General features: G+C 61.9%; 19 protein-coding genes and 2 pseudogenes. 16 read left to right on the plus strand and 5 right to left on the minus strand.

The window, feature by feature from the left end:
* Positions 1-72 precede the first annotated feature (72 nt).
* Positions 73-2178 carry a thioredoxin domain-containing protein gene (locus tag ACWGKN_RS10785; RefSeq protein WP_452095180.1) on the plus strand — a complete coding sequence of 702 codons (2106 nt, stop codon included), beginning with the start codon at positions 73-75 and terminating at the stop codon, positions 2176-2178.
* 4 nt (positions 2179-2182) lie between these two features.
* Here the strand turns inward: ACWGKN_RS10785 and ACWGKN_RS10790 are convergent, their stop codons facing one another.
* Both ACWGKN_RS10790 and ACWGKN_RS10795 read right to left on the minus strand, forming a co-directional pair.
* Positions 2183-2929 carry a cytochrome c biogenesis CcdA family protein gene (locus ACWGKN_RS10790; protein WP_452095181.1) on the minus strand — a complete coding sequence of 249 codons (747 nt, stop codon included), beginning with the start codon at positions 2927-2929 and terminating at the stop codon, positions 2183-2185.
* Positions 2930-2953: 24 nt separating this feature from the next.
* On the minus strand, positions 2954-3214 hold the full coding sequence (locus ACWGKN_RS10795) for a hypothetical protein (RefSeq protein ID WP_452095182.1): 261 nt from the start codon (positions 3212-3214) through the stop codon (positions 2954-2956).
* A gap of 57 nt (positions 3215-3271) precedes the next feature.
* On the opposite strand from ACWGKN_RS10795, the gene ACWGKN_RS10800 reads away from it, so the two are divergent.
* The 12 genes and pseudogenes from ACWGKN_RS10800 (at position 3272) to ACWGKN_RS10855 (ending at position 13917) form a co-directional block, all read left to right on the plus strand.
* Positions 3272-3487 carry a helix-turn-helix domain-containing protein gene (locus ACWGKN_RS10800; protein ID WP_424252789.1) on the plus strand — a complete coding sequence of 72 codons (216 nt, stop codon included), beginning with the start codon at positions 3272-3274 and terminating at the stop codon, positions 3485-3487.
* Positions 3488-3489: 2 nt separating this feature from the next.
* Positions 3490-5331, plus strand: a complete 1842-nt coding sequence (locus ACWGKN_RS10805; RefSeq protein ID WP_452095183.1) for an N-6 DNA methylase — start codon at positions 3490-3492, stop codon at positions 5329-5331.
* Between the two features lie 51 nt (positions 5332-5382).
* Complete coding sequence (locus tag ACWGKN_RS10810) at positions 5383-5604, plus strand: hypothetical protein (RefSeq protein ID WP_424252790.1); 222 nt, start codon at positions 5383-5385, stop codon at positions 5602-5604.
* On the plus strand, positions 5601-6755 hold the full coding sequence (locus ACWGKN_RS10815; RefSeq protein WP_424252791.1) for a restriction endonuclease subunit S: 1155 nt from the start codon (positions 5601-5603) through the stop codon (positions 6753-6755). The genes ACWGKN_RS10810 and ACWGKN_RS10815 overlap by 4 nt, the downstream gene beginning before the upstream one ends.
* Positions 6752-6967, plus strand: a complete 216-nt coding sequence (locus tag ACWGKN_RS10820) for a hypothetical protein (RefSeq protein WP_424252792.1) — start codon at positions 6752-6754, stop codon at positions 6965-6967. Before ACWGKN_RS10815 ends, ACWGKN_RS10820 begins: the two co-directional genes overlap by 4 nt.
* Complete coding sequence (locus tag ACWGKN_RS10825; RefSeq protein ID WP_452095184.1) at positions 6955-7641, plus strand: four helix bundle suffix domain-containing protein; 687 nt, start codon at positions 6955-6957, stop codon at positions 7639-7641. Before ACWGKN_RS10820 ends, ACWGKN_RS10825 begins: the two co-directional genes overlap by 13 nt.
* A gap of 190 nt (positions 7642-7831) precedes the next feature.
* A pseudogene (locus ACWGKN_RS10830) lies at positions 7832-8867 on the plus strand (virulence RhuM family protein).
* 82 nt (positions 8868-8949) lie between these two features.
* Positions 8950-10221, plus strand: a pseudogene (locus ACWGKN_RS10835) (type I restriction endonuclease); the annotation flags it as partial.
* Positions 10222-10243: 22 nt separating this feature from the next.
* Positions 10244-11074, plus strand: a complete 831-nt coding sequence (locus ACWGKN_RS10840) for an efflux RND transporter permease subunit (RefSeq protein WP_452095325.1) — start codon at positions 10244-10246, stop codon at positions 11072-11074.
* Complete coding sequence (locus ACWGKN_RS10845) at positions 11031-11366, plus strand: hypothetical protein (protein ID WP_424252793.1); 336 nt, start codon at positions 11031-11033, stop codon at positions 11364-11366. Before ACWGKN_RS10840 ends, ACWGKN_RS10845 begins: the two co-directional genes overlap by 44 nt.
* Positions 11367-11402: 36 nt before the next feature.
* Positions 11403-12563 carry an efflux RND transporter permease subunit gene (locus ACWGKN_RS10850; protein WP_452095185.1) on the plus strand — a complete coding sequence of 387 codons (1161 nt, stop codon included), beginning with the start codon at positions 11403-11405 and terminating at the stop codon, positions 12561-12563.
* A complete protein-coding gene (locus ACWGKN_RS10855) occupies positions 12466-13917 on the plus strand; it encodes a TolC family protein (protein WP_452095186.1) in 1452 nt (483 codons plus the stop codon). The genes ACWGKN_RS10850 and ACWGKN_RS10855 overlap by 98 nt, the downstream gene beginning before the upstream one ends.
* 78 nt (positions 13918-13995) lie before the next feature.
* On the opposite strand, the gene ACWGKN_RS10860 is transcribed toward ACWGKN_RS10855, so the two are convergent.
* Positions 13996-16479, minus strand: coding sequence for a helix-turn-helix domain-containing protein (locus ACWGKN_RS10860; RefSeq protein WP_035231970.1), 2484 nt, complete (start codon positions 16477-16479; stop codon positions 13996-13998).
* A gap of 157 nt (positions 16480-16636) precedes the next feature.
* Positions 16637-18247, minus strand: coding sequence for an acyl--CoA ligase family protein (locus tag ACWGKN_RS10865; RefSeq protein WP_452095187.1), 1611 nt, complete (start codon positions 18245-18247; stop codon positions 16637-16639).
* A 633-nt stretch (positions 18248-18880) separates the two neighbouring features.
* Between ACWGKN_RS10865 and ACWGKN_RS10870 the strand changes: the two genes are divergently transcribed.
* Positions 18881-19759: a DMT family transporter gene (locus tag ACWGKN_RS10870; protein WP_035231967.1), complete on the plus strand. Its 879-nt coding sequence runs from the start codon at positions 18881-18883 to the stop codon at positions 19757-19759.
* A 24-nt stretch (positions 19760-19783) separates the two neighbouring features.
* Here the strand turns inward: ACWGKN_RS10870 and ACWGKN_RS10875 are convergent, their stop codons facing one another.
* A complete protein-coding gene (locus tag ACWGKN_RS10875; protein WP_052160213.1) occupies positions 19784-22546 on the minus strand; it encodes a hybrid sensor histidine kinase/response regulator in 2763 nt (920 codons plus the stop codon).
* A 329-nt stretch (positions 22547-22875) separates the two neighbouring features.
* Here ACWGKN_RS10875 and ACWGKN_RS10880 point away from each other — a divergent pair, with 329 nt between their 5' ends.
* Both ACWGKN_RS10880 and ACWGKN_RS10885 read left to right on the plus strand, forming a co-directional pair.
* Positions 22876-23214 carry a tRNA-binding protein gene (locus ACWGKN_RS10880; RefSeq protein ID WP_424252802.1) on the plus strand — a complete coding sequence of 113 codons (339 nt, stop codon included), beginning with the start codon at positions 22876-22878 and terminating at the stop codon, positions 23212-23214.
* A gap of 33 nt (positions 23215-23247) precedes the next feature.
* Complete coding sequence (locus ACWGKN_RS10885) at positions 23248-23550, plus strand: Dabb family protein (RefSeq protein ID WP_035231964.1); 303 nt, start codon at positions 23248-23250, stop codon at positions 23548-23550.
* Positions 23551-23552 lie beyond the last annotated feature (2 nt).

Here is a 23552-nt window from a genome sequence, read left to right on the forward strand (position 1 = left end):
AAACGGCAGCCGCCGTCCTGCGCCACCCCGACTGTGCAGGAGAGCCGGCTTGCCTGACCGGAGGAGTCGACGATGAACCATACCCGAAAGGCCAACCGCCTGATCAACGAAAAGAGTCCCTATCTGCTGCAGCACGCCTATAATCCCGTGGACTGGCAGCCCTGGTCCGATGCCGTTCTCGAACGGGCCCGGGAGGAGGACCGCCCGATCTTCCTGTCGATCGGCTACTCGACCTGCCACTGGTGCCACGTCATGGCTCACGAGTCGTTCGAGGACGAGGCGGTCGCGGCCCGGCTCAACCGTTTCTTCATCCCGGTCAAGGTCGACCGCGAGGAGCGACCCGATCTCGACCGGATCTACATGACCGCGACCCAGGCGATGACCGGGTCCGGCGGCTGGCCGCTGTCGATCTTTCTGCTGCCCGACGGCCAGCCCTTTTTCGCCGGCACCTACTTCCCGCCGCAGGCGATGGCCGACCGCCCGAGCTTCACCGACATCCTCACCGCCATCGAACGGGCCTGGCGCGAAGACCGCGGCCGGATCAACGACTCGGCCGCGCGGATCACCGCCTACCTGCGACAGATCTCCGCCACCGGTCCGGCCGCGGCGCAGCTCGCCCCCGACCTGCCGCACAAGGGTCTGGAAGCGCTTGCGGCAATGTATGACCGCAGCTATGGCGGCTTCGGCAGCGGCAACAAGTTCCCGCAACCGGCCTATCTCGAGCTGCTGCTCCGCTCCACCTTCGCGACCGGCGACAGCGACGCCATGGAGATGCTGGTCGAAACCCTCAACGCCATGACCGCCGGCGGCATCTACGACCATATCGGCGGCGGCTTCCACCGCTATGCCGTGGATCGGCAGTGGCGGGTGCCGCACTTTGAAAAGATGCTCTATGACCAGGCCCAGCTGGCCGCCGTCCTGCTCGACGCCTCGCTGGTTGTTGGGAATCCGGGCTATGCCGCGACCGCCCGCGCCACCCTCGACTACTGCCTCCGGGACCTGCGCCGGCATGGCGGCTTCTTCTCGGCCGAGGACGCCGACAGCGAAAACCCCTACAACCGCCAGGAGCACGGCGAAGGGGCCTTTTACCTGTGGCAGGAGGCGGAGATCGATGCGCTCCTCGCCCCCGCCGAGGCCGTCATCTTCAAGGCCGCCTACGGCGTGGAGCCGGACGGCAACGCCTTCAGCGATCCGGCCGGGGAATTCAGCGGCCGCAATATCCTCTACCGGGCCATGGATGACCGGGATCTGGCCCGACGTTTCGACCGCAGCGCGGAGGAGATCGCCGCCCTCCTCGATCGCGGCCGCCAGACCCTGCTGCAGCGGCGCAGCCGCCGGACCCGGCCCCATCTCGACGACAAGGTCATCACCGCCTGGAACGGCCTGATGCTTTCCGCCCTGGCCAAGGGCTGCCGCATCCTCGACGAACCGCGCTATCTCAAGGCGGCCGAGGAGACGGCCGATTTCCTTCTCGACCACCTGGTGGTCGAGGGCCGGCTCAAGCGGCGCTGGCGCGACGGCGAGGCCCGTTTTGACACCAATCTCGAAGACTACATTTTCCTGATCCAGGGGCTGATCGATCTCTATGCCGCCGATCACCGCCCGCTCCGGCTGCAGCAGGCGCTGGAGCTGGCCGGGACCATGGTCGCCGATTTCGCCGATCCGGCCGGCGGGTTCTTCGATACCCCGGCCGGGACCGGGCTGATCACCCGGATGAAGGATCGCTACGATGGGGCCGAACCCTCCGGCAATTCGGTGGCGGCGCTGGTCCTGCTGCGCCTGGCCCGCCTGACCGGCGACACCTCCTGGCAGGAGCTGGGCCGGCAGACCATCCGCGCCGCCGCCGCCACCCTGAAGGAACAGCCCGCCGCCCTGCCCCTGATGCTGGCGGCGCAGCTGCTGGACCAGGGCCGGGCCCGACAGGTGATCATCGCCGGCTATCCGGACGACGACGACACCCGATTGCTGCTGGGTGCCGTCAACCATCGTTATTTGCCCGATACCACGGTGCTGGTGGCTGACGGCGCCCGCAATCAGGATTATCTCGCCACCCTGCTGCCGTTCATCGCCGCGGTCGGCACAAAGGACGGCCGGGCCGTCGCCCAGGTATGCGAGGGCTTCAGCTGCCGGCTTGAGACCGGCGATGCGGCCGAACTGGCCCGCATCCTGGGGCAATGAGGGATTACAGCAATTCGCTGGTGGTCCAGTAGTAGACGATATAGGCCCCGGCGACGAACAGGAGGATGGCGGAGATCTTCTGGACATGGGGCAGGACCCGGCGCAGCGCCCCGACCACCACCCCCTGCTTGACCACGGCGATCCCCAGCGTCAGCACCAGCATGACGCTGCCCATGCCGGAGATGTAGCTGACGAACTGGAGGATGCCGACGGTGACGTCGCCGGAGGCGATCGAACTGCCCATCACCAGCAGAAAGATCGGCAGGGTGCAGCTCATCGAGGTGGCGCCGAAGGCCACCCCGAAGACGAAGAAATCCCACACCCTCATCCGCCGGGGATCGCAGAAGCGCTCGGAGAACCTCAGCAGCGACGGCAGCGACACGTAATGTCCCATCAGGGTCCAGATGCCGAGGACGATGAGGGCGATGCCGACCAGCAGGGACAACCAGGGGATCATCCGGTTGAGGAAACTGCCGCCCAGGGTGATGGCACCGCCGGTGATCCCGAACAGCAGGCCGAAACCGGCGGTGACCACCGCCGTGATCCACAGGGCCTTGACGATGCGCAACAGCACCGACTGGGCGTAGAATTTGCTGTCCTCGGCCCCGAGGTAGAGGGTGAGGTAGACCGGCAGCATCGCAAAGCCGCAGGGATTGACCGCCGATACCATGCCGGCGCCGAAGGAGTAGCCGAAGGGCAGGTAGGTGGCGATCTGGGTCAGCCACTTGCTGATCAAAACCTGAATTTCCATGATCTCGTTGTACCGGTATAGGATTCAGCGGCACTGGGCCACCAGGATGACGGCGCCGCAGAGCGATATGCCGCGCCCCGGTTCGACCGCCGATTGCTCCAAGGGTACCACGTTTACCGCCAGACTCCAAGAGATGACGAGCCCCGGCGGTATCCCTCTCCCACCCCCCTGCCCCCATTGCCCCCCAGCCGCAGTCACTCCGGCGCGGAGGGGCGGACAATCGAAGACCAGGATTGGTGCAGCCGGGCTGCTGCCGACCGACCGCATTTTCCTTGGATTAACCATGTCTGGCTTGACATTCCCAACCATATCGATGATGTATCAAGTGTTATATCGGGTGCTATGGCGCAATTGGTCCTGGAACTTCGGAAACTCACCGCTCGGATACAGGAAAAATTCGCGGCCAGGCTCGACCTGACACTCCCCACGATCAACTGTTGGGAGAACGACCGTGCCCAGTTGTCGCCGCCGGCGCTGGACAAGATTGAGAGCCTGCTGTGCAACCTGCGGGACAAGGGCAAGGCTCGGCATCAAGAGTATTGTGGAAAGGAAGGTTAGGCATGGCCCAGCTTGAACACATCGAAGCCATTGAAAAGCGGCTTTGGAGCGCGGCGGACATGTTACGGGCGAACTCCAACTACGCCAGCAATGAATATTTCCTGCCCGTGATGGGCCTGGGCTTCCTCCGCCATGCCTGCAGTCGCTTTCTCGCCGTCAAGGATGCCATCGAGTTCGACCTCCCCAAGCGCGGCGGCAAGACCCGGCCACTGAGCAAGGAGGACTTCTCGCAGAAGAGCGCCATCTTCCTGCAACCCACGGCCCAGTTCGACACCCTCGTGGCCCTGCCCGACAGCGCCAACCGCGCCAAGGCGATCATCGACGCGATGGAGTCCATCGAGGCCGACTACAAAAACCTGCGCGGCGTCCTGCCCGAGAGCGAGTACCAGGAACTCGACAACGCGGTGCTCGGCCAGCTGCTGCGCACCCTCAACCCCGAGGAGCTCAAGCGCGTCTCCGGCGATGTCTTCGGCCGCATCTACGAGTATTTCCTGACCCAGTTCGCCGACCAGAAGGCCCACGACGGCGGCGAGTTCTTCACCCCGGTGTCGCTGGTCTCGCTGATCGCCAACGTCATCGAACCGGCGGGCGGCACGGTGCTCGACCCGGCCTGCGGCTCGGGCGGCATGTTCGTGCAAAGCGCCCGGGTGGTCGAGCGGCGGCACGAAAACCCCACCGAGAAGCTCACCTTCTACGGCCTGGAAAAGAACGCCACCACGATCCGCCTGGCCAAGATGAACCTGGCGGTGCACGGCCTCGAAGGCGACATCCAGAAGTCGATCACCTACTACGAAGACCCGCACGAGCTGCTGCGCAAGGCCGACTTCGTCATGGCCAATCCGCCCTTCAACGTCGACGAGATCGACGCCGACAAGGTGGGGAGCGATCCGCGCCTGCCCTTCGGCCTGCCCGGCGTCAACAAGAAGGGCAAGGTATCGAACGGCAACTACGTCTGGATCAGCTACTTCTACAGCTACCTCAACGTTCAGGGCCGGGCCGGCTTCGTCATGTCCTCCCAGGCCTCCAGCACCGGGCGGGATGAAGCCAAGGTCCGGCAGAAGCTGGTGGAGACCGGCGACGTGGGCATCATGATCGCCATCCGCTCCAACTTCTTCTACACCCGCACCGTCCCCTGCGAACTGTGGTTCCTCGATCGCGCCAAGCCCGAGCAGCGCCGCGACAAGGTGCTGATGATCGACGCCCGCAACATTTATCGAAAAGTCACGCGCAAGATTTTCGATTTTTCGCCCGAGCAGGAGCAGAATCTCCTGGCCATCATCTGGCTCTATCGGGGCGAGACCGGGCGCTATCTCGACCTCGTTGCCGGTTACTGCCGGCGCATGCTGGCCGAGGGCGCGGCCTGCTTCACAATGAAAGACGGCGAAGGCAAAACGGTCGAACCGCTGCCGGATTTCATCGGGGCGCTGGCCATGCTGCGCGGCAGTGTCGAGCCGTTCCTCAAGACCCTGGCCAAGGATGCGGCTCACGCCGAACCGCTGAAGGAGGTGGATGACGCCATCTCGCTGTTCAAGGCGGACGTGGAGGCCTTCCGAACGACCATCAGCAAACAGCAGGCGGCATGGGGCCAACAGAAGACCTCCAACGGCGAGCTCAAGAAGGCCGTGGACCTCCTCGCACGGCTGGCCGAGACCAGCCGTGACCTGGTCAAGCGGAGCGACCCGCTCTACAAGCTCGCCTGCCGCCTGATCGAGACCTGCGAAAACGAATGTGCCGCCAAGGGCGGCAACACCTGGCCGGGCCGCGACATCACCCGCGCCCGCAAGGCCGCCGACGAGGCCCGCGCCTTGGCGGTGGACCAGCTCAAGCTTGTGCGCTACTTCTGAAAACAGGCCCACTGGCTGACCGAACGCTTTCCCCAAGGCCAACTCCGCGATGTGGAAGGGCTGGTCAAGCTGATGGACAGAGTCGAGATCGCGGCCAACGACTGGAGCCTCACCCCCGGCCGCTATGCCGGCGTCGCGCCGGAGGAAGAGGACGAGGATTTCGACTTCGAGGAGGCGTTGCGCGACATCCATGTGGAATTGGAGGATTTGAACGTCGAAGCGGTAAAACTGGCTGTGACGATTAAGAAGAACTTCGAGGAGCTGGGGGGATGAAGCGAAACTCGGGACACCCTAGAGGTTGGCGACCAGCCCATCTCGAAGATTTGGTGTTCTTCCAACGTGGTTTTGACATAACAAAAGCAGAACAGCGCCAGGGGAATATTCCCGTTGTCTCCTCATCAGGAATTCAAAGTTATCACTCTGAGGCGAAAGTCGAGGGTCCAGGCGTAGTGATAGGTCGCAAGGGATCGCTTGGCACCGTTCATTTCGTCGATTGCCCTTATTGGCCACACGATACGACTTTATGGAGCAAAGATCTTCGAGGGAATGACCCACGATACGTCTATTATTTCGTACACACGATGGGTTTTGAGCGATACGACGTAGGCAACTCAAATCCAACCCTCAATCGGAATCACATTCACGGTCTCGACATACTTATTCCACCGCTACGCACTCAAAAGGCCATCGTTGAGGTCCTCTCCACCTACGACGACCTGATCGAGAACAACCGGCGGCGGATTCAGTTGCTGGAGCAGGCGGCGCGGCTGCTCTACAAGGAATGGTTCGTCCACCTCCGCTTCCCCGGCCATGAACATACCCCAATCATCGAAGGCGTGCCGGAGGGGTGGGAGAAAACTTGTTACAACGAACTTTTTGAATTCCATGGAGGTTTTGCCTTTAAGAGCAAAACGTATCAAGCTGAAGGCAAGTATGGCATCGTAACAATTAAAAATGTGCATGACGCACGATTTGTCCCGGAATGTTCCTCTCGACTTGATTCTGTCCCAGACAAGATGAAACCTCATTGTTTGCTGTCAACTGGCGACATACTACTGTCTCTAACAGGCAATGTGGGGCGCGCTTGTATAGCTTACGGAGAAAACTTCTTACTGAATCAACGTGTGGCAAAAATAGTTGGTAAAGATATACCCAGAAGTTTTGTATATTGGACTTTTAGTAGTGATGCTTCCCAACGTGAACTTGAGAACCTTGCCTATGGAGTTGCTCAGTTAAATCTGAGTCCAGTTAAGCTAGGTGAACAGGAATTTCTCAGACCATCTTCTATGCTCCTTGAAATGTTTGCCGAGATTTGCGAGCCGGTTTTTCAACAAATTTGCACACTGAATCTATCCAACCAACAACTCACCAAAGCCCGCGACCTCCTCCTGCCCAAACTGATGAACGGGGAGGTGGCGGTGTGAGCAGTCTCAAGGCAATCGAGAAAAGGGTTTTTGAAGACCTGTTCGGGATGGCGAGCGGTTATGTGCTCGACTTCTCGAACAACACGTTTGCCGAGTTTTTCCGTGAGACTGCCGGTATCGACATTTATGCGCCGGAACAGGCAGATGGGGTTTGGTGGACAAGGTGGACCGTGTGGACGTTGTATAACAGGGAGGGGTCATGTCTGACCTGATCCCCAAACATGGCGGCTATCGCAAGCTGAAGAGTTTTCAGGTGGCCCAACTGGTGTATGACATCACCGTGCGGTTTTGCGACAGATACATCGGCCGGCGCAGCCGTACTCACGACCAGATGGTACAGGCGGCGCGATCCGGAGTGCAGAACATTGCCGAGGGCTCGCAGGCCTCGGCGACCTCGAAAAAAACCGAACTCAAGCTCACTCAGGTGGCCCGCGCCAGCCTGGAGGAACTGAAGCTCGACTACGAGGATTTTCTGCGGCAGCGGGGGCTGGTGCAGTGGGAGCGGGCACATCCGCTCCGGCAGGAGCTGATCGACCGGCGCTGTCAGACTGCCGACGAGGTGGCGGCGTGGGTCGTGGAAGTGGCCAAGAAAAGTGGACATTGTGGACAGAATGGACAGTGTGGACAAAACCTTGAAAACCCGCCATTGTCCACTGGGTCCACAGAGTCCACCCGGTCCACCCGGTCCACCCTGTCCACCCTGTCCACCCTGTCCACCACAACCTATCCCGAGCTTTCCGCCAATGCCACACTGGTGCTGTTGACGGTGGCCTGTTCGCTCCTCGACCGCCAGGTCGAGCGGTTGGCGCAAGATTTCGAGAAGGAAGGCGGTTTCACCGAGCGCCTGTACAAAGTCCGCACCGCCAAGCGACGGAGCGCGCCATGACCGGCATGAAACTCCAATCCCTCCTCGCCCAGATCGCCCTCGGCGAAGACTCCTCCCGCCAGTTCTAGGCGGATGTGAAGAACGCCGACTCTCTCGCCTCGGAAATGGCAATTTTTGTCAATGCGGGCGGCATGGTTATATCCGGTCACTTTGACCCGACAAGTGACCTTTTAAGCATGGAGGCAGCGGCATGAATACTTCGGAAATCCTTATTTATCAGGCCGCCGACGGCAAAATCAAAATTGATGTCCGGCTGGAAGACGAGACGGTCTGGCTGACTCAGGATCACATGGCTGGGCTGTTCGGCAAAAGCAAGAAGACGATTTCCGAGCACATCCGCAATATTTTCAGTGAAGGCGAACTGGACGAGCAAGTGGTTGTCCGGAATTTCCGGACAACCACTCGACATGGCGCCATGCCTGACAAAACCCAATCCAGAGACGTTCAATTTTACAACCTGGACGTGATCATCTCCGTCGGATACCGGATCAGATCCCACCAGGGCACTCAGTTTCGCATCTGGGCCACCCAGCGGTTGAAGGAATATATCGTCAAGGGGTTTGCTCTGAACGATGAGCGCTTCAAAACGGGCAACTCGATGGCCTATTTCACGGAGCTGCAGGAACGCATCCGTGAAATCCGCCTTTCCGAGCGCTTCTTCTATCAGAAAATCAAGGATATCTATACCACCAGCATCGACTACGACCCCAGGGACGAAAAGACCGTTGAGTTTTTCAAGGTGGTTCAGAACAAACTCCTCTGGGCCATCAGCCGGCAAACGGCGGCAGAACTGGTGTATCGCCCCGGGCGGACGCCGCGCTGCCCCTGATGGGTATGCAGTCGTTCGACAAGAAAGGTGATCTGGCGGTGCGCAAAAGCGATGTGAACATCGCCAAGAACTACCTTGCCGAGGACGAAATGAAGCTGCTCGGCCTGCTGGTGGAACAGTACCTGGCCTTCGCCGAAACCATGGCCCAGCAGAGAATTCCCATGCACATGACAGACTGGATTCAACGGCTGGATGCCATTATTCAGCTCAATGGCCGGGAGTTAGTGACCCATGCAGGCAAAATCAGCCACCAGATGGCCCAGGAAAAAGCCGCTCTGGAGTATGAGACACATTCCGGGAAACGCAGCGACGCATCCAGCATGAAGAGAGCCTCAAGGAGTTGGAAGAGGACATCAAAAAGCTGAAGCCGCCTCGAAAAAAGGGAGGCAACTCATGAGCAGTATGGATGCAGGTGCAATAAAGATGCAGGCATCTTTTACGGCGTGTGGGCTCCAAAAAAACCGGTCACTGGGAGGTGATTGAATGACTCCCCGCGCCTACACACCGAAGACACCCTCGTCCAGCAGACCACCGCCGAGTACCTGGATCAGGAGCTCGGCTGGGAGTCGGTGTACGCCTACAACAACGAGGACTTCGGGCCGGAAAGCCTGCTGGGTCGGGAATCGGATCGCGAGGTAGTGTTGACCCACCCCCTGCGGGCCAAGATCGAGGACCTTAATCCCGGGCTACCGGCCCCGGCCTATGACGATGCCGTCCGTCAGGTCGTCACGGTTTCCGCCACGCAGACCATGACCGCCACCAACCGTGAGAAGTACGAACTGATCAAGGACGGGGTGCGGGTCACCTTTCGCAACGCCAAAGGCGAGCGGGTGCGCCAGCGACTGCGGATCTTCGACTTCGATGTTCCCGAGAACAACCATTTCCTCTGCGTGCGGGAGCTGTGGGTGCGGGGCGATCTGTACCGCCGCCGGGCGGATATCGTCGGGTTCATCAACGGCCTGCCGCTGTTGTTCATGGAGTTGAAGAACGTCAGCCGCGATACCCGCGCCGCCTATGAGCAGAACTTTCTCGATTACAAGGACACCGTCCCGCATCTGTTCCATCACAACGCTTTTGTTGTGCTGGCCAACGGGGTGGATGCCAAACTCGGCTCGGTCTCCAGCCGGTTCGAGCATTTTCACCAGTGGAAACGGCTGGCCGAGGATCAGCCGGGCGTCGTGGCCATGGAGACGCTGCTCAAGGGGGTGTGCGCGAAACACAATTTCCTGGACCTGGTGGAAAACTTCATCGTTTTCGACGACTCGGCCGGGAACCCTCGAAAGATTCTGGCCCGCAACCACCAGTTTCTCGGCGTCAACCGGGCCATCGAGGCGGTCCGCGACCGCAGCCATCGGAGCGGCAAGCTGGGGGTGTTCTGGCATACCCAGGGTTCGGGCAAGAGCTATTCGATGGTGCTCTTCACCCGCAAGGTCCATCGCAAACTGGGTGGCAACTTCACCTTTCTGATTCTCACCGACCGCGACGACCTGGACACCCAGATCTACAAGACCTTCGCCGACTGCGGCCTGGTGGACAACGACCGCGACCCGTGCCGGGCCGCAAGCGGCGAGCATCTCGCCCATTTGCTGGTCCAGCACAAGTCTTATGTCTTCTCACTTATCCAGAAATTCAACCAGACCGTGGTCGAAGGCGAGGCCTACACCCGGCGCGACGACCTCATCGTCATCACCGACGAGGCCCACCGCACCCAGTACGGTACGCTGGCACTCAACATGCGCAACGCCCTGCCGCCTCGGCCAGGGCCGCTACCAGCTGCGGGTGCCCGGCGAGTTCCAGACCCCGGAGGAGATCTACGGCCTGGTGATCGGCACCCACAAGGGCGAACCGGTCTGCCTCAAGGATGTGGCCCGGGTCGTCGACGGCTTCAAGGAGGAGAACAGCATCTCCCGGCTCAACGGTCGCGACGCGGTCAACCTGGCGATCAAGAAGCGCGCCGGAGAGAATATCATCGCCATCAGCCGGGCGGTCGACCGGATCATCGCCACGGGCCGGACCGCCTGGCCGCAGGCCACCGAGGTCACCAAGGTCCTCGACAAGTCCCGCGATATCGAGATGATGATCGCCGACCTCGAGAACAACATCCTCTCCGGCCTGGTCCTGGTCCTGCTCGTCATCTTCCTGTCGATGGGCTTCCGCAACGCCATCCTGGTCAGTCTCGCCATCCCCTTCTCGATGCTGATCTCGTTCACCATCCTCTACGCGATGGGCATCACCCTGAACATGGTCGTCCTGTTCAGCCTGACCCTGGCGCTGGGCATGCTCGTCGACAACGCCATCGTCATCATCGAGAACAGCTACCGCTTCATGCAGCAGAGGGCGGGCCGGGTCGAACAGGCGGTCGCCGGGGTGAGGACGGAACCGGGCGAGCAGGCCCCTGCACCCCTCGCAGCCCTGGCCCCCAAGGAACACCGGCGGTCGGACGGCGGGACGCTGGCCGGCTCGAGCGATCTGTACAACGTCAAGGACATCTATATGCAGGGGACCATCAGTGCCGGCGGCGGCGCGTCCTTCAGCTCCAACGCGCCCCAACCATGTCGGCGTGCGCTTTCTCGATCTCGCGGACCGCAGCGAATCGTCGCATGACACCGTCAACACCATCCGCGAACGGGTGAATGACATCCCCGGCGGCAAGATCACCATCGCCATGGAGGAGGAGGGCCCGCCGACCGGGGCGCCGATCAATCTCGAGATCTCCGGTCCCGACTTCCAGGTGCTGGGCCGGATCGCCCGGGAGGTGCGCGACGCCCTGAGCCTGATCCCCTATGTCGAGGATGTGCGCGATGACTATCCCTACAACGCAACATGTCAATATAGACACAATATGCAGTATTCGTACTCCGAAGCGACCTACAGCATGTGGAACACATGTTCATAAGTGCCGTTGTAGGGCTATGTCGAAGGCATCCCCTCGGTGCAGGTGGTGGTCGACCGCCGGAAGGCGGGGCTGTTCGGCCTCACCACCGACATGATCGGTTTCGCTCTGAAAACCGCCTACAACGGCCTCAACGTCTCGTCCTTCCGCCAGGGGGACGACGATTTCGACATCACCCCGCAGCTCGACGAGGTCGACCGCCGGGTCGTCGACGTGCTCCACGAGCTGCTGCTGCCGACCCCGTCCGGCGAGACGGTGCCGCTGTCGACGGTGGCGACGGTGACCTTTGCCGGCATCATCGGCGACATCAGACGGATCAACAACGAACGGGTGGTGACGGTCAAGACCAATATCGAGGAGACCAGGACCACCGGCCCGGTGGTGCGGCAGCAGGCCGCCGGGTTCATCGACCGGATGGCGCTGCCGGCCGGCTACGCGATGAAGTTCACCGGCGAGCAGGACGAGCAGAAGGAATCCGAGGAGTTTCTGACGAAGGCCTTCCTCGTCGCCCTGCTGCTGATCTTCCTGGTCCTGGTGGCGATGTTCAACTCGGTGAGCCTGCCCTTCATCATCATGACCTCGGTGGTCCTGTCGCTCGGCGGCGCCTTTCTCGGCATGGCCCTGTTCCGCTCCCCGTTCGGCATCATCATGACCGGAGTCGGGGTGATTTCGCTGGCCGGGGTGGTGGTCAACAACGCCATCGTCCTCCTCGACTACACCGGCAAACTGCGGCAGCGGGGCTATGCCCTGAAGGAGGCGGTGCTGGCCGCCGGCGCCACCCGGCTGCGGCCGGTGCTGCTCACCGCCATCACCACCATCCTCGGCCTGATCCCGATGGTCACCGGAGTCTCGTTCGACTTCCATACCTGGTCCATCTCCTGGGTCAGCGAGTCGAGCAAGTGGTGGAAATCGATGGCCAACGTGGTGATCTTCGGGCTGATGATAGCCACCTTCCTGACCCCGATCGTCGTCCCGACCCTCTACTATCTGATGGCCCGGGTGACTGAAGACCGGCGGCATCTGATCGCGCGGCTCAAGGCCCTGTACTGGAAACCGTATGCCCCCGGCTGGCCGGCGAACCCCGTCCGAAAGGAGACACCTGATGCGTACCCTCATTGCTTCTATCGTCCTGCTGATCCTGATCGCCGCCCCTCCGACTGCCGGCCGGGTCGCCGAGAGCACGCAATTGACCGTCACTGAGGCGGTTGCGGCCGCTCTCGCCAACAACCTCGGGCTGCGGCTGCAGAAGGACGATGTCGAGGCGGCGGCCGGGGTCAGGGAGGCCGCTGGCGGTGAATTCGATGTCTTCTTCACCGGCGAGGCCGGCGTCGCCGGGCAGCAATACCCGCTCCTCGCCCCCGACACCCCCGAGGAGGAGCGAAGCGGCCAGTGGACCGCCGGGGTAGAGAAAAAATTCATCACCGGCACCGAGGTCAGCCTCAACTGGCAGAACAGCCGTTTTTCCAGCTCGCCCCGGATCTATCTCCTCGACCCGTACTACCGCTCCAGCCTCACCCTCGCTCTCCGTCAGCCGCTGCTGAAGGGCTTCGGTGTCGCCAACCAGACCGCCAACCTCCGGGCCGCCGACAAGAACCTGGCGGCAGTGAACCTGCTGGTCGGCAGCGAGGCCGCCAACCTCGCCGCCAGCGTCCGAAGGGCGTACTGGAACCTGGTCTACGCCTGGCAGGATCGGGAGGTCAAGGTCCTGTCGATCAAACTGGCGGAAAAGCTCCTCGACGAGACCACGACCAAAATCGAGGCCGGCCGGCTGGCCGAGGTCGACCGCTACCAGCCCGAATCGGAAGTGGCCCGCCGCGAGGAAAACCTGATCTTCGCCGACCGGAGCATCGGCCTGTATGAGGATGAGCTGAAACTGCTGATGAACAGCGATGACTGGCAGGCCTCCCTGGTGCCGACCGACCTGCCGCCGACCGCACCGGTGCATCCGGACAGCGCCGCGGTATTGGCCCGGGCCCTGCGGCAGAGGCCGGACGTCCAGGCCGCCGACCTCAGCCGGGAGGCGGCGGAAATCCGCGAACGTGCCGCCCGGAACCAGACCCGGCCCGACCTGGCCCTGATCGGCATGGTCGGCCAGGGCGGCACCGACGATGCCTACGGCGACACCCTCGACGACGCCGTCGACGATCCGGAGACCCAATGGCAGGCTGGTCTGGCCCTCTCCATCCCGCTGCAGAATGCGACTGCCGAAGGGAATTATCGTCAGACCCGGGCCGTGAGCAGCAAGGCTCGAAACAGCGCCCAGTTCCTCCGGCTGCAGGTCCGGCAGGGTGTGCGCATCACGCTGCGCGACGTCCAACTGGCAATCAAGGCGATGGAGGCGACAAAGAAGACCAGTCTCGCCTCGCAGAAACGGCTCGAGGCCGAGCAGGCCAAGTTCGAGGCCGGCCGCGCCACCACCCTCGATGTCCTGACCGCCCAGGAGGCCTATGCCGAGTCCCTCAGCCAGGAGAAACGGGCCGAGGTCGGCTACGCCATCGCCCTGGCCGAGCTCGATCGCATCCAGGGCCTGACGGGACTGGCCGCAACCCCCTGAACACGAGCCATCCCGCCTCGATCCATGTCGGGAAGCGTCCCGTCAGGGGCAGACAGGAGAAAGCCGGAAGGCGACGGATCAGGCGGACGGGCCGTCGCCCACCGTGGCGAGATGTTTCAGGTGGGCCTGGACGATCTTGATTTCGCCATAGGAGTAGTCCTCGCCCAGGGCCTGCCTGACCGCGCCGAGCGAGCCGCCGGTCCCGGCAAGCTGCTGCTCGATGGCCAGGCGTCGGTCGGTGGTGATCAGCCGGTCGACCGCCAGGATACCTTGCTCGACAAAATGGGCCAGATGGCCCTCGACGGTGGCGACGACCAGGCCGCGTTGCTTAGCGATATCGGTCACCGACAGCCTGTTCTCGAACATCTCCAGACTGATCCGTCTGGTATCGCCCTTCGCCGCCGTTTTCCGTGTGGTCCCGGCCGCCTCCGCGTCCGGCGCGACGGGCAGCACCACCTCCGCAATGCCATGCTCCCGGCGGTAATCCGCCACCAGATCCACCAGCTCCCCACCGAACTTCTCGGCGAGACGCGGGCCGATCCCTTTGATCCGTCGCAGGGCGGCAAGGCTTTCCGGCAGGTTGACCGCGATCTGGACCAGGGTCTTCTGGTGCATGATCTGGAAGTGCGGCACCCCTTCCTCGCCGGCCTTGCGGGCGCGCCAGTCCTTGAGGCTCTGGAACAGGGCGGGGTGGGCGATATCGGATTCGCCATACGTCGCGGCCGGCGTCTGTTTGTCCTTCGCCGGTTTCAGCTCGATCTCGGCCGCCGAGACGGCCCGCAGGTAGGCCGCCGGCGAAAAGCCGCTGTGGCAGGAACGGACCGCAGCCAGCTTGACCGCGGTCTCCTCCCCGAGCTGCTTCACGGCATCCCTGACCTTCCTGCCGATCTCCTTGTTGTCGGTATCGATCCGGAGATTGGCGACACAGGGGACCAGCAGCGAGACGATCCTGTCCTCGAAATAGGCCGAGGCCTTGACCGTGCGCTCAAGGATGGCGGGATCGGCCTCGGGCAGGGTATCGGCCCGGAACATCCCGTGCAGCTGCTTCTGGAAATTTTCGCCGACGGCGGTGATCTCATCGCGGCACCTTCTCTCCAGATCGCCGATCTCGCCTGCGCCCGAGACCTGCAGCACCGCCCGGTTTTTCATCAGCAGCGCCACCAATCGTCCCAGGCGGGAGCGCAGGTACGAGAAATCGAAACACCCGGTCAGCAGCTGCTGCTGGTAGCTCACCCTGGCCGCGGCCAGTTTTTCGGGCGACGGCTGGTTGCGGCCGGCCTCCTCGACAAAGCGCGACACCGCCGCGTCGGTCTTGACGCCGACGGCCGACAGCGGCGAGCTGAGCACCAGACCGGCGAAGGTCTTGCATCGGCTCAGGGCGACGTAGACCTGTCCCTGGGCAAAGGCGGCCCCGGCATCGACGATGGCCCGCTCGAAGGTCAGCCCCTGGCTCTTATGGATGGTGATGGCCCAGGCCAGTTTCAGCGGGAACTGCGCGAAGGAGCCGATCTTGTTCTGGCTGATCTCCAGGGTTTCCGGGTCGATCCTGTATTCGATATTGTCCCAGGTGGCCTGCTCGACCTCGATGTCGCCGCTGTCCTCCGGGCACCGGACACGGATGGAATCGTTGAAAATGGCGGTGATCCTGCCGATCCGGCCATTGAAATAGCGTTTGTCGGGCGAGGCGTCGTTCCTGACGAACATCACCTGCGCCCCCACCCTCAGCTCCAGCCGGGCCGAGGTCGGATAACTGTGTTCCGGAAAGTCCCCTTCGATCCCGGCCCGAAACTGGTAGCTTGTGCTCTGCAGCTGCTGGAGTTTGCCCTGATTGATCGCGTCGGCGCCGCTGTTATGGGTGCAGAGGGTGATATAGCCCTCGTTGTCGGCCGGGGTGAAATCCGGGATGCAGCGGCTGTTGAGTTGCTGCAGCGAGGCGGGATCGAGCCGGTTGTCGCGGACCCGGTTCAGCAGGTCGATGAAACGGGCATCCGACTGGCGGTAGATATGCCTGAGCTCGATCGGAATCAGTTCGGTCTCACGCAGGGCCCGGCTGGCAAAAAAATAGGGGGAGTCGTAATACTGCCGCAGCACTTGCCATTCCGCCCCCTTGACCACCGGCGGCAGCTGGTACAGATCGCCGATCATCAACAGCTGCACCCCGCCGAAGGGCAGACCGTTATGACGGTAGCGCCTGAGGACGCAATCCACCCCGTCGAGCAGATCGGCCCGCACCATGCTGATCTCGTCGATCACCAGCAGATCGAGGGTCTTGACGATATTGATCTTTTCCCGGCTGAAGCGGTGCCGGCCGAGATAGTTGGTGTCGCCGGGGATGAACGGTCCGAAGGGCAACTGGAAGAACGAGTGGAGGGTCACGCCGCCGGCATTGATGGCCGCCACCCCGGTCGGCGCCGTGACCACCATGCGCTTGCCGGTTTTCTTCCTGAGAGCGTGGAGAAAGGTGGTCTTGCCGGTGCCGGCCCTGCCGGTCAGAAAGATATGGCAGTTGGTCTGCCGGACAAAATCGTCGGCCAGCTGCAGTTCGGGATTGGCGATGTCCATCGTGTTCTATAGGGAGAAGGTTGCCGGTGTCGGGTGATTTCCAATCTGACCACTATAACAAACAATACCCCCTGATCACAGCCCATTTATCGCATCCGGGGCCATCGGCAGCTCGATTTCTCCCTCCCGCTTTTGCGACACCGGCCGGGCCACAACCTCAGTTGACCTTCTTCTGCCGGCCCTGCCACTCCTTCTCACGCAGCTTGAACTTCTGGATCTTGCCGGTGGCGGTCTTCGGCAAGGCCTCGAACACGACATGCTTGGGGGCCTTGAACTTGGCCATATTGGCCTTGCAGAAGGCGATGATGTCCTCGGCGGTCGGATTGGTCCCCTCCTTGGGAACGACGAAGGCCTTGGCGACCTCGCCCCACTTCTCGTCCGGGACGGCGACCACCGCCACTTCCAGGACATCGGGATGGCGGTAGATGACGTTCTCGACCTCGACCGTCGAGATGTTCTCGCCGCCGCTGATGATGATGTCCTTCTTGCGATCCATGATCTGGATATAGCTGTCGGGATGGATCACCGCCAGATCGCCGCTGTGGAACCAGCCACCCTCGAAGGCGATGGCCGTCGCCTGAGGATCCTTGTAGTAGCCCATCATCACGTTGTTGCCGCGCATCACGATCTCGCCGATCGTCCGGCCGTCGCGCGGCACCGGCTGCATCGTCAACGGATCGACCACATCGGTGTACATCGCCACTATATAGGACACGCCCTGCCGCGATTTGATCTTGGCCTGTTCTTCCGGCGAAAGATCCGCCCACTCGTCCTTCCATGAACAGACGGTGTGGGGCCCGTAGACCTCGGTCAGGCCGTAGACATGGAGGATGTTGGCGCCGATCGATTCCATGTTCTGGATGATGGTCGGGGCCGGCGGCGCCCCGGCGGTGATGACCTGGAGCGGGTGGTCGAGTTTGAGGCTGTTGGCGGTGGCATAGGTCGACATGCCGATCAGGATGGTCGGGGCGGCACAGAGATGGGTGACCTTTTCCCGCTCGATCATCTTGTAAATTTCTTCGGGCACGACCTTGCGCAGGCAGACATGGGTGCCGCTCATCGCCGTCACCCCCCAGGTGAAGCACCAGCCGTTGCAATGGAACATCGGCAGGGTCCAGAGATAGGCCGAGGATGAGTTGAAACCGGTCTCGAGCATCTCGCCGAGGGCGTTGAGGTAGGCCCCACGGTGGTGGTACATGACCCCCTTGGGCAGCCCGGTGGTGCCGCTGGTATAGTTGATGGTGATGTTCTGGTACTCGTCGTCGACCACCGGCACGATCTCCTCGTTCGACCCGGTGGCGAGAAAATCGTTGTATTCGGGACCGTCGAGCGGCCGCTCATCGCTGATATCGCAGATATTGACGATCTTTTTGACCTGGCTGAGTTCCCCGACGATCGGCTTGACGACCGCGGCGAACTCGTTGTCGACAAAGACCACCTTGGAATCGGAATGGTTGATGATATAGCTGATCTCGGCCGAGGCCAGGCGGATGTTGACACTGACCAGCACCGCCCCGATCATCGGCACGGCATAATGGGCCTCGAGCATGGGCGGGGTGTTGGGGCAGACAAAGGCGACCTTGTCGCCCTTGCCGATCCCGATCTTGCGCAGGGCATCGCCGAGCCGGGTCACCCGCTCGTAAAACTCTCTGTAGGTAAAGCGCGTATCGTTGTAGACAACAGCCGTTTTATCCGGGTAGACCAGGGCGGACCGGCGGATAAAATGCACAGGGGTCAGCACATCAAAAAAAACATTCTTGTTTTCCATACGTTGCAACTCCTCCTTGTTGGTTGTCGTTTTACCTAGCCCCATTCGACATCTCTGCCGCCGACAGGACCTGTGATCTCGTCGATCATGCCGATCGGCCTTTCACCTCCACCTGCCCGCCTGCCTCTACCGCCGGCAGGCTGCGTCTGATTACGGCTCATGCCCGGATACGATCCAGTGATATCACCCGATCCCCCTGTTCCTCACCAACAAGGAGAAGGCGCCTCGTTCTTCATCGCCATCGAGAGACCGGCAACCGATCCCCCTTCTTGATTCAGCGGGGGTTGACTCCGGCCGGCGGCCATGAACGAGCGCTCGCTCAGAAGTTATAATGGATTACCGGAAACTGTCAAACTGTTTATTCGACCTTTATTTCGGAATCAGCTCAAGATTCCGGCGACAAAGCAGATTTTTGTATCACCGGTGCGGACCATTCGGCTATCATGGCAGACATTGCGGGCGGAACGACGCCCGCAACGCCGATCCCCTGCCGGAATGGGCATAAGGGGGAGAGGTGGATTTTCAGCCGGCGGCCGCCGCAGAGATGCCGTCCATCGACAACACTCAACACGGGCAGGCCGCAGTCCTTCCAGACCGCTGTCCTGCCGGCTCCTTCCGCACCACATGACCGGAATGTCAACCCGACCTGCAGCTTCCGCCACCTCCGCCCTGATCGGCATCCTCTATGTCGCCCTCTCCGCGGCTTCATTCGGGGCCCTGCCGATCTTCATCAAGGTCGCCTACGCCGCCGGTGCCGAGACGGTGGCGGTGCTGGCGCTGCGCTTCGCCTTCGCCGCCTTCCTCATGTGCGTGATCATGCTCCTCCGGCGGCAGCGCTGGCCGCGCGGCCGCAACCTGCTCACCCTGATCGGCATGGGCGGCCTCGGCTATGTCGGCCAGTCGTACTGCTTCTTTGCGGCGCTGAACCACGCCTCGGCCGGTCTCGTCTCCCTGCTCCTCTATCTCTATCCGACCCTGGTGACCCTGCTCGCCGCCGTCTTCCTGCAACAGCCCCTGAGCCGGACCAGGATCGCCGCCGTGCTGGCGGCCCTGGCGGGTACGGCCCTGATCATCGGCGGCGACTCCTCCGGCTCCCTGACCGGCATCCTGCTCGGTATCGGTGCGGCGTTGATCTATTCGATCTATATCCTGGTCGGCAGCAGAATGATGCAGGCCGAAGGCGCCCTGCCGGCGGCAACGGTGATAATGATCTCGGCGGCGGCCGTCTTCGCCGTCATGGCGGCAGCCGAGCGTCCGGCCCTGCCGGAAGGGAGTGTCGGCTGGTCGGCGATCGCGGCCATCGCCCTGATCTCGACGGTGGTCGCCATGGTCTTCTTTTTCGCCGGCCTGGCCCGCCTTCCCGCCGCCGACGCGGCAACGGTGTCGACGCTCGAACCGCTGGTCACCGTCATCCTGGCCGCCCTTTTCCTGGGGGAATCGATCACTGCCGCCAAACTGGCCGGCGGCGGCATCATTCTCACCTCCCTGGTGGTCCTGGCCCGCAGCCGGTAGCGACCGGCATCCGGACTGCGCTCATCACGCCTTCAACCGCACCTCTTCGGCGTCATAGGCCTGCTGCAGTTCCGTCTGCAGACTCGCCGCCTCGTTCAACAGCAGTTCCCAGAGATCATCGATGCCGTCGAGATTGTTGTTCCTGCCGGCCTTTTCCAGGGCAAGGGCGATCTCGCGCACCCCGACCGCGGCAAAATGGTTGACCGCCCCCTTGTAGGCATGTGCCGCCTCGCACAGGGCTCCGGCGTCCCGCGCCTGTATCGCCGCATCCACCCTGAGCAGGAGCGGGGTATTGCGCTGGAGAAAGAGCCCCATCATATCGTGCAGCAGTTCACTGTCACCGCCGACGAATTGCAGGGCCTGGGCCCGGTTCCAGTACGAAGCCCGGGGGACCGGGGCCTCCGCACCGATATCGTCCGCAATGCCGGCATCGATGGAGACGCCGAGCCAGGGAAAGAGCCTCTCCGCCAGGACCTCGGGCTTGATCGGCTTGGTGATGAAATCATCCATCCCGATGGCGAGGCACTTGCGGCGTGTGGTCTCCATGGCGTTGGCGGTCATGGCAATGATCACCACCCGATCGCGGCCTTCCTCCTGCTCGCGCTTGCGGATGATCTCGGTTGCCTCGTAACCGCTCATCTCCGGCATCTGGATATCCATCAGGACCAGGGAGTAATCACCGCCCTGCACCATCCGCACCGCCTCCCAGCCGTTGCCGGCCACCTCGGTCTCCAGACCGAATTTCTGGAGGATGGCCTCGGCCACCTTCTGATTGATCGGTTCGTCATCAACGAGCAGGACCTTGCCATGGAGACGCAGTTCCCTCTTCTCCTTCTCCTCGCTTCGTTTCAGCGAATACCAGCGGCCGGAGATGACCGAGACCAGAATATCATAGAGCTGGAGCTGACGGATGGGTTTGTAGATGATCGACCTGATTCCCGCCTCGACCGCTTTGTCCCTGGGAACACTGCCCGAACTCAGCAGGATCATCTCCGCCACCCGGTCGGCATGGTGTTCCCGGATTCGGCCGGCCAGCACCAGGCCGTCGCCTCCCGGCATGTGGTAGTCGAGCAGGGCGACATCGACCGACTCACCCCTCTCCCGCATGGTTTCCAGCACAGCGAGTGCGGACTCGGCATCGCTGCAGGACAGGATCTCGACCTGGCAGACATGGAGATAGTGTTCGATGAGCGTCCGGTTGGTGACACTGTCGTCGACGACAAGGAAGCGTTTCTTCTTGAACTTGGCGCAGGGAACGAACGGGATCGAATCCTCCACCGCCTCGAAGGCAAGGGTAAACCAGAAGGTCGAGCCCTGCCCCAGTACGCTCTCGACTCCGATCTCGCCGCCCTGCATCTCGACCAGCTGCTTGCAGACACTCAACCCGAGACCGGTTCCGCCATACTTTCTGGTGGTCGAGCCATCCGCCTGGGTGAACTTGTCGAACAGCCTGTCAATGACGGTGGAGGCAATGCCGATACCGGTGTCCTGGACGGAAAAACGCAGCGTCTGCCGGTCTCCGTCCCGGCCGGCCTGCTCGACCCTGAGGACGACCTCGCCCTGTTCGGTGAATTTCACCGCGTTGCTGACCATGTTGGTCAGGATCTGCCGCAGCCGGGTCGGGTCGCCCTTGATCCGGCAGTTGATGTCGAGCGGGACGAAACAGACAAGTTCGAGATTCTTCGCATTGACCGCATCGATAAACAGTTCCGAGGTCTCCTCCATCAGTTCCCGGAGATCAAGCGTGATCGATTCGAAGTCGATCCGGCCGGCATCGATCTTCGTGAAATCAAGAATATCGTTGATGATCAGCAGCAGCGAATCGGCCGAACGGGTGGCGCTTTCGAGCAGCCGGCGGAATTCCTCGGCCAGCGGCGCATCCCGCAGGAGCGAGAGAACCCCGATGATGCCGTTCATCGGCGTGCGGATCTCGTGGCTCATATTGGCGAGGAATTCACTCTTGGCCTTGGCCGCAGCAAGGGCCTCATCCCTCTTCATCCGCAATTCCTCGGTCCGCTCCTGGACCAGGAGCTCGAGATTCTTGCGGTGTTCCTTCAGTTCGGCCTCCCGCAACTCGACCGCCTCGACCATATTATTGAAATCATCGATCAGTTCACCGATCTCGTCATTGTACTTGCGGGACACCCGGATCGTATAGTCACCCTCCTCGGAGATCCGGCGTGCCATTTTGGCCAGCGAATAAATCGGTTTGGTCATCAGCTGCTGCAGGCTCGACGAGATCAGCTGGGTCACCAGCAGGACCACTACCAGGCTGGAAAACAGCAGCAGGGCCGAATCCCAGATCTGGTCCGTCTCCCTGTTGGTATTGGCAAGGATATAGACGGTGCCGAGACGGCGGCCGTCGGAAACGATGGGGTGAAAAAGCCGGAGCTTGACATTGCCGCCGCTGAAGATGAAATCATGCCCGGAATCCATGAGCCGGTCAGGCACCATCGAAGCCGGCGCGTACCCGGGCGGGATGAAACGGGCCAGCGGCTCCCCCGCTGCTCCATAGATTATCGCCATCTCGATTTCCGGATCGGCCTGTAGGCCGGCCAGGATTTTCTCCATCTGGCCGGCCGATCCGGCGGCGACCGCGGGAGCGCTGAGATTCGATACCGATTCGGCGAGGATCGTGAGATTGTCGAGCATCGACTGGCGCAGCAACCAGATCTGGTTGATCGAGGAGAGTCCGGCGAACAGCAGCAGGGCCAACGTGGTAATGACCAGGATCAGGATCGTCAGCTTGCGTTTGATCGGCAGGCTGTGAAAAAACGGTTTAAGCATGCTGGTCCCCTGCCCTGTACCCTGTCATTTCCCCCTCCCGATGCCACTGTTTACCAGCCCATCGTCCGCGCGCTCCCATTCGTATCAGTTGTATCGCAAAAGCAATTTCTGTTTCAAGGCAAATCCTGCCGGCCGGCCCCGATGCATCCGATGTCCCGGGCGCCGGGAGATCAGGCATAACGGACCTGGTTGTCAACAGTGGCCATCCGCGACGGTATCTCACCCCCCGGCCGGCGCTAAAATGAGTCGGCTGTGCAGATCGGCATTGCCCGGCGGTACGACTGCGGCTAAGATGGTGGTTCCGTCATCATCAAACAGCGAGGAGAGGCATGGACACCATCACCTGGCAGGATTTCACCGCCGTTGAACTGCGCGTCGGCACCATCCTCACCGTCGAGGATTTTCCCCAGGCGCGCAATCCCGCCTATATCATCACGGTCGACTTCGGCGACGAATTAGGGATCAGGAAAACCAGCGCCCAGATCACGGCCCTCTACGGCAAGGACGACCTCGTCGGCCGGCAGATCGTCGGGGTCGTCAATTTCCCGGCCAAACAGGTCGGTCCGGTCAGGTCGGAATTCCTCCTGACCGGCTTCTACGCCGATGACCGGGAAGTGGTGATCGCCATCCCGGAACGACCGGTGCCGAACGGGGCCAAGCTCCTCTGAACCATTCTCCCCTCTCACGCCGAGGAACATGCCATGATCAAGCACATCGTCTGCTGGAAACTCATCGATCGCACAACCCCGCTGGAAGAAAACAGGGACGCCATCGCGATTCGCGAGGCGCTGCATGGGCTGCGGGGCCGGATACCGGGTCTGCTCCACCTCGAAGTCGGGTTCGATTTCAGTGCCGATCAATCATCGGGTGACATCGTCCTCTACTCGGAGTTTGCGAACAGGGAGGACCTGGCCGGCTACCAGCATCATCCCCTTCATGTCGAGGCCGGGACGATCATCCGCCCGCGCACCTGCGAGAGACGGATGATCGATTACGAGGTCTGACC

It is taken from the genome of Desulfoprunum sp. (assembly GCF_053613775.1).

Excerpts from the sequence above, each read along its gene's own strand:
- ACWGKN_RS10785 (WP_452095180.1), top strand. The coding sequence starts at position 73 with ATGAACCATACCCGAAAGGCCAACCGCCTGATCAACGAAAAGAGTCCC.
- ACWGKN_RS10875 (WP_052160213.1), bottom strand. The coding sequence starts at position 22,546 with ATGCTTAAACCGTTTTTTCACAGCCTGCCGATCAAACGCAAGCTGACG.
- ACWGKN_RS10855 (WP_452095186.1), top strand. The coding sequence starts at position 12,466 with ATGCGTACCCTCATTGCTTCTATCGTCCTGCTGATCCTGATCGCCGCC.
- ACWGKN_RS10885 (WP_035231964.1), top strand. The coding sequence starts at position 23,248 with ATGATCAAGCACATCGTCTGCTGGAAACTCATCGATCGCACAACCCCG.
- ACWGKN_RS10880 (WP_424252802.1), top strand. The coding sequence starts at position 22,876 with ATGGACACCATCACCTGGCAGGATTTCACCGCCGTTGAACTGCGCGTC.
- ACWGKN_RS10790 (WP_452095181.1), bottom strand. The coding sequence starts at position 2,929 with ATGGAAATTCAGGTTTTGATCAGCAAGTGGCTGACCCAGATCGCCACC.
- ACWGKN_RS10825 (WP_452095184.1), top strand. The coding sequence starts at position 6,955 with ATGTCTGACCTGATCCCCAAACATGGCGGCTATCGCAAGCTGAAGAGT.
- ACWGKN_RS10815 (WP_424252791.1), top strand. The coding sequence starts at position 5,601 with ATGAAGCGAAACTCGGGACACCCTAGAGGTTGGCGACCAGCCCATCTC.
- ACWGKN_RS10865 (WP_452095187.1), bottom strand. The coding sequence starts at position 18,247 with ATGGAAAACAAGAATGTTTTTTTTGATGTGCTGACCCCTGTGCATTTT.
- ACWGKN_RS10795 (WP_452095182.1), bottom strand. The coding sequence starts at position 3,214 with ATGGTTAATCCAAGGAAAATGCGGTCGGTCGGCAGCAGCCCGGCTGCA.
- ACWGKN_RS10870 (WP_035231967.1), top strand. The coding sequence starts at position 18,881 with ATGTCAACCCGACCTGCAGCTTCCGCCACCTCCGCCCTGATCGGCATC.
- ACWGKN_RS10860 (WP_035231970.1), bottom strand. The coding sequence starts at position 16,479 with ATGGACATCGCCAATCCCGAACTGCAGCTGGCCGACGATTTTGTCCGG.
- ACWGKN_RS10805 (WP_452095183.1), top strand. The coding sequence starts at position 3,490 with ATGGCCCAGCTTGAACACATCGAAGCCATTGAAAAGCGGCTTTGGAGC.
- ACWGKN_RS10800 (WP_424252789.1), top strand. The coding sequence starts at position 3,272 with ATGGCGCAATTGGTCCTGGAACTTCGGAAACTCACCGCTCGGATACAG.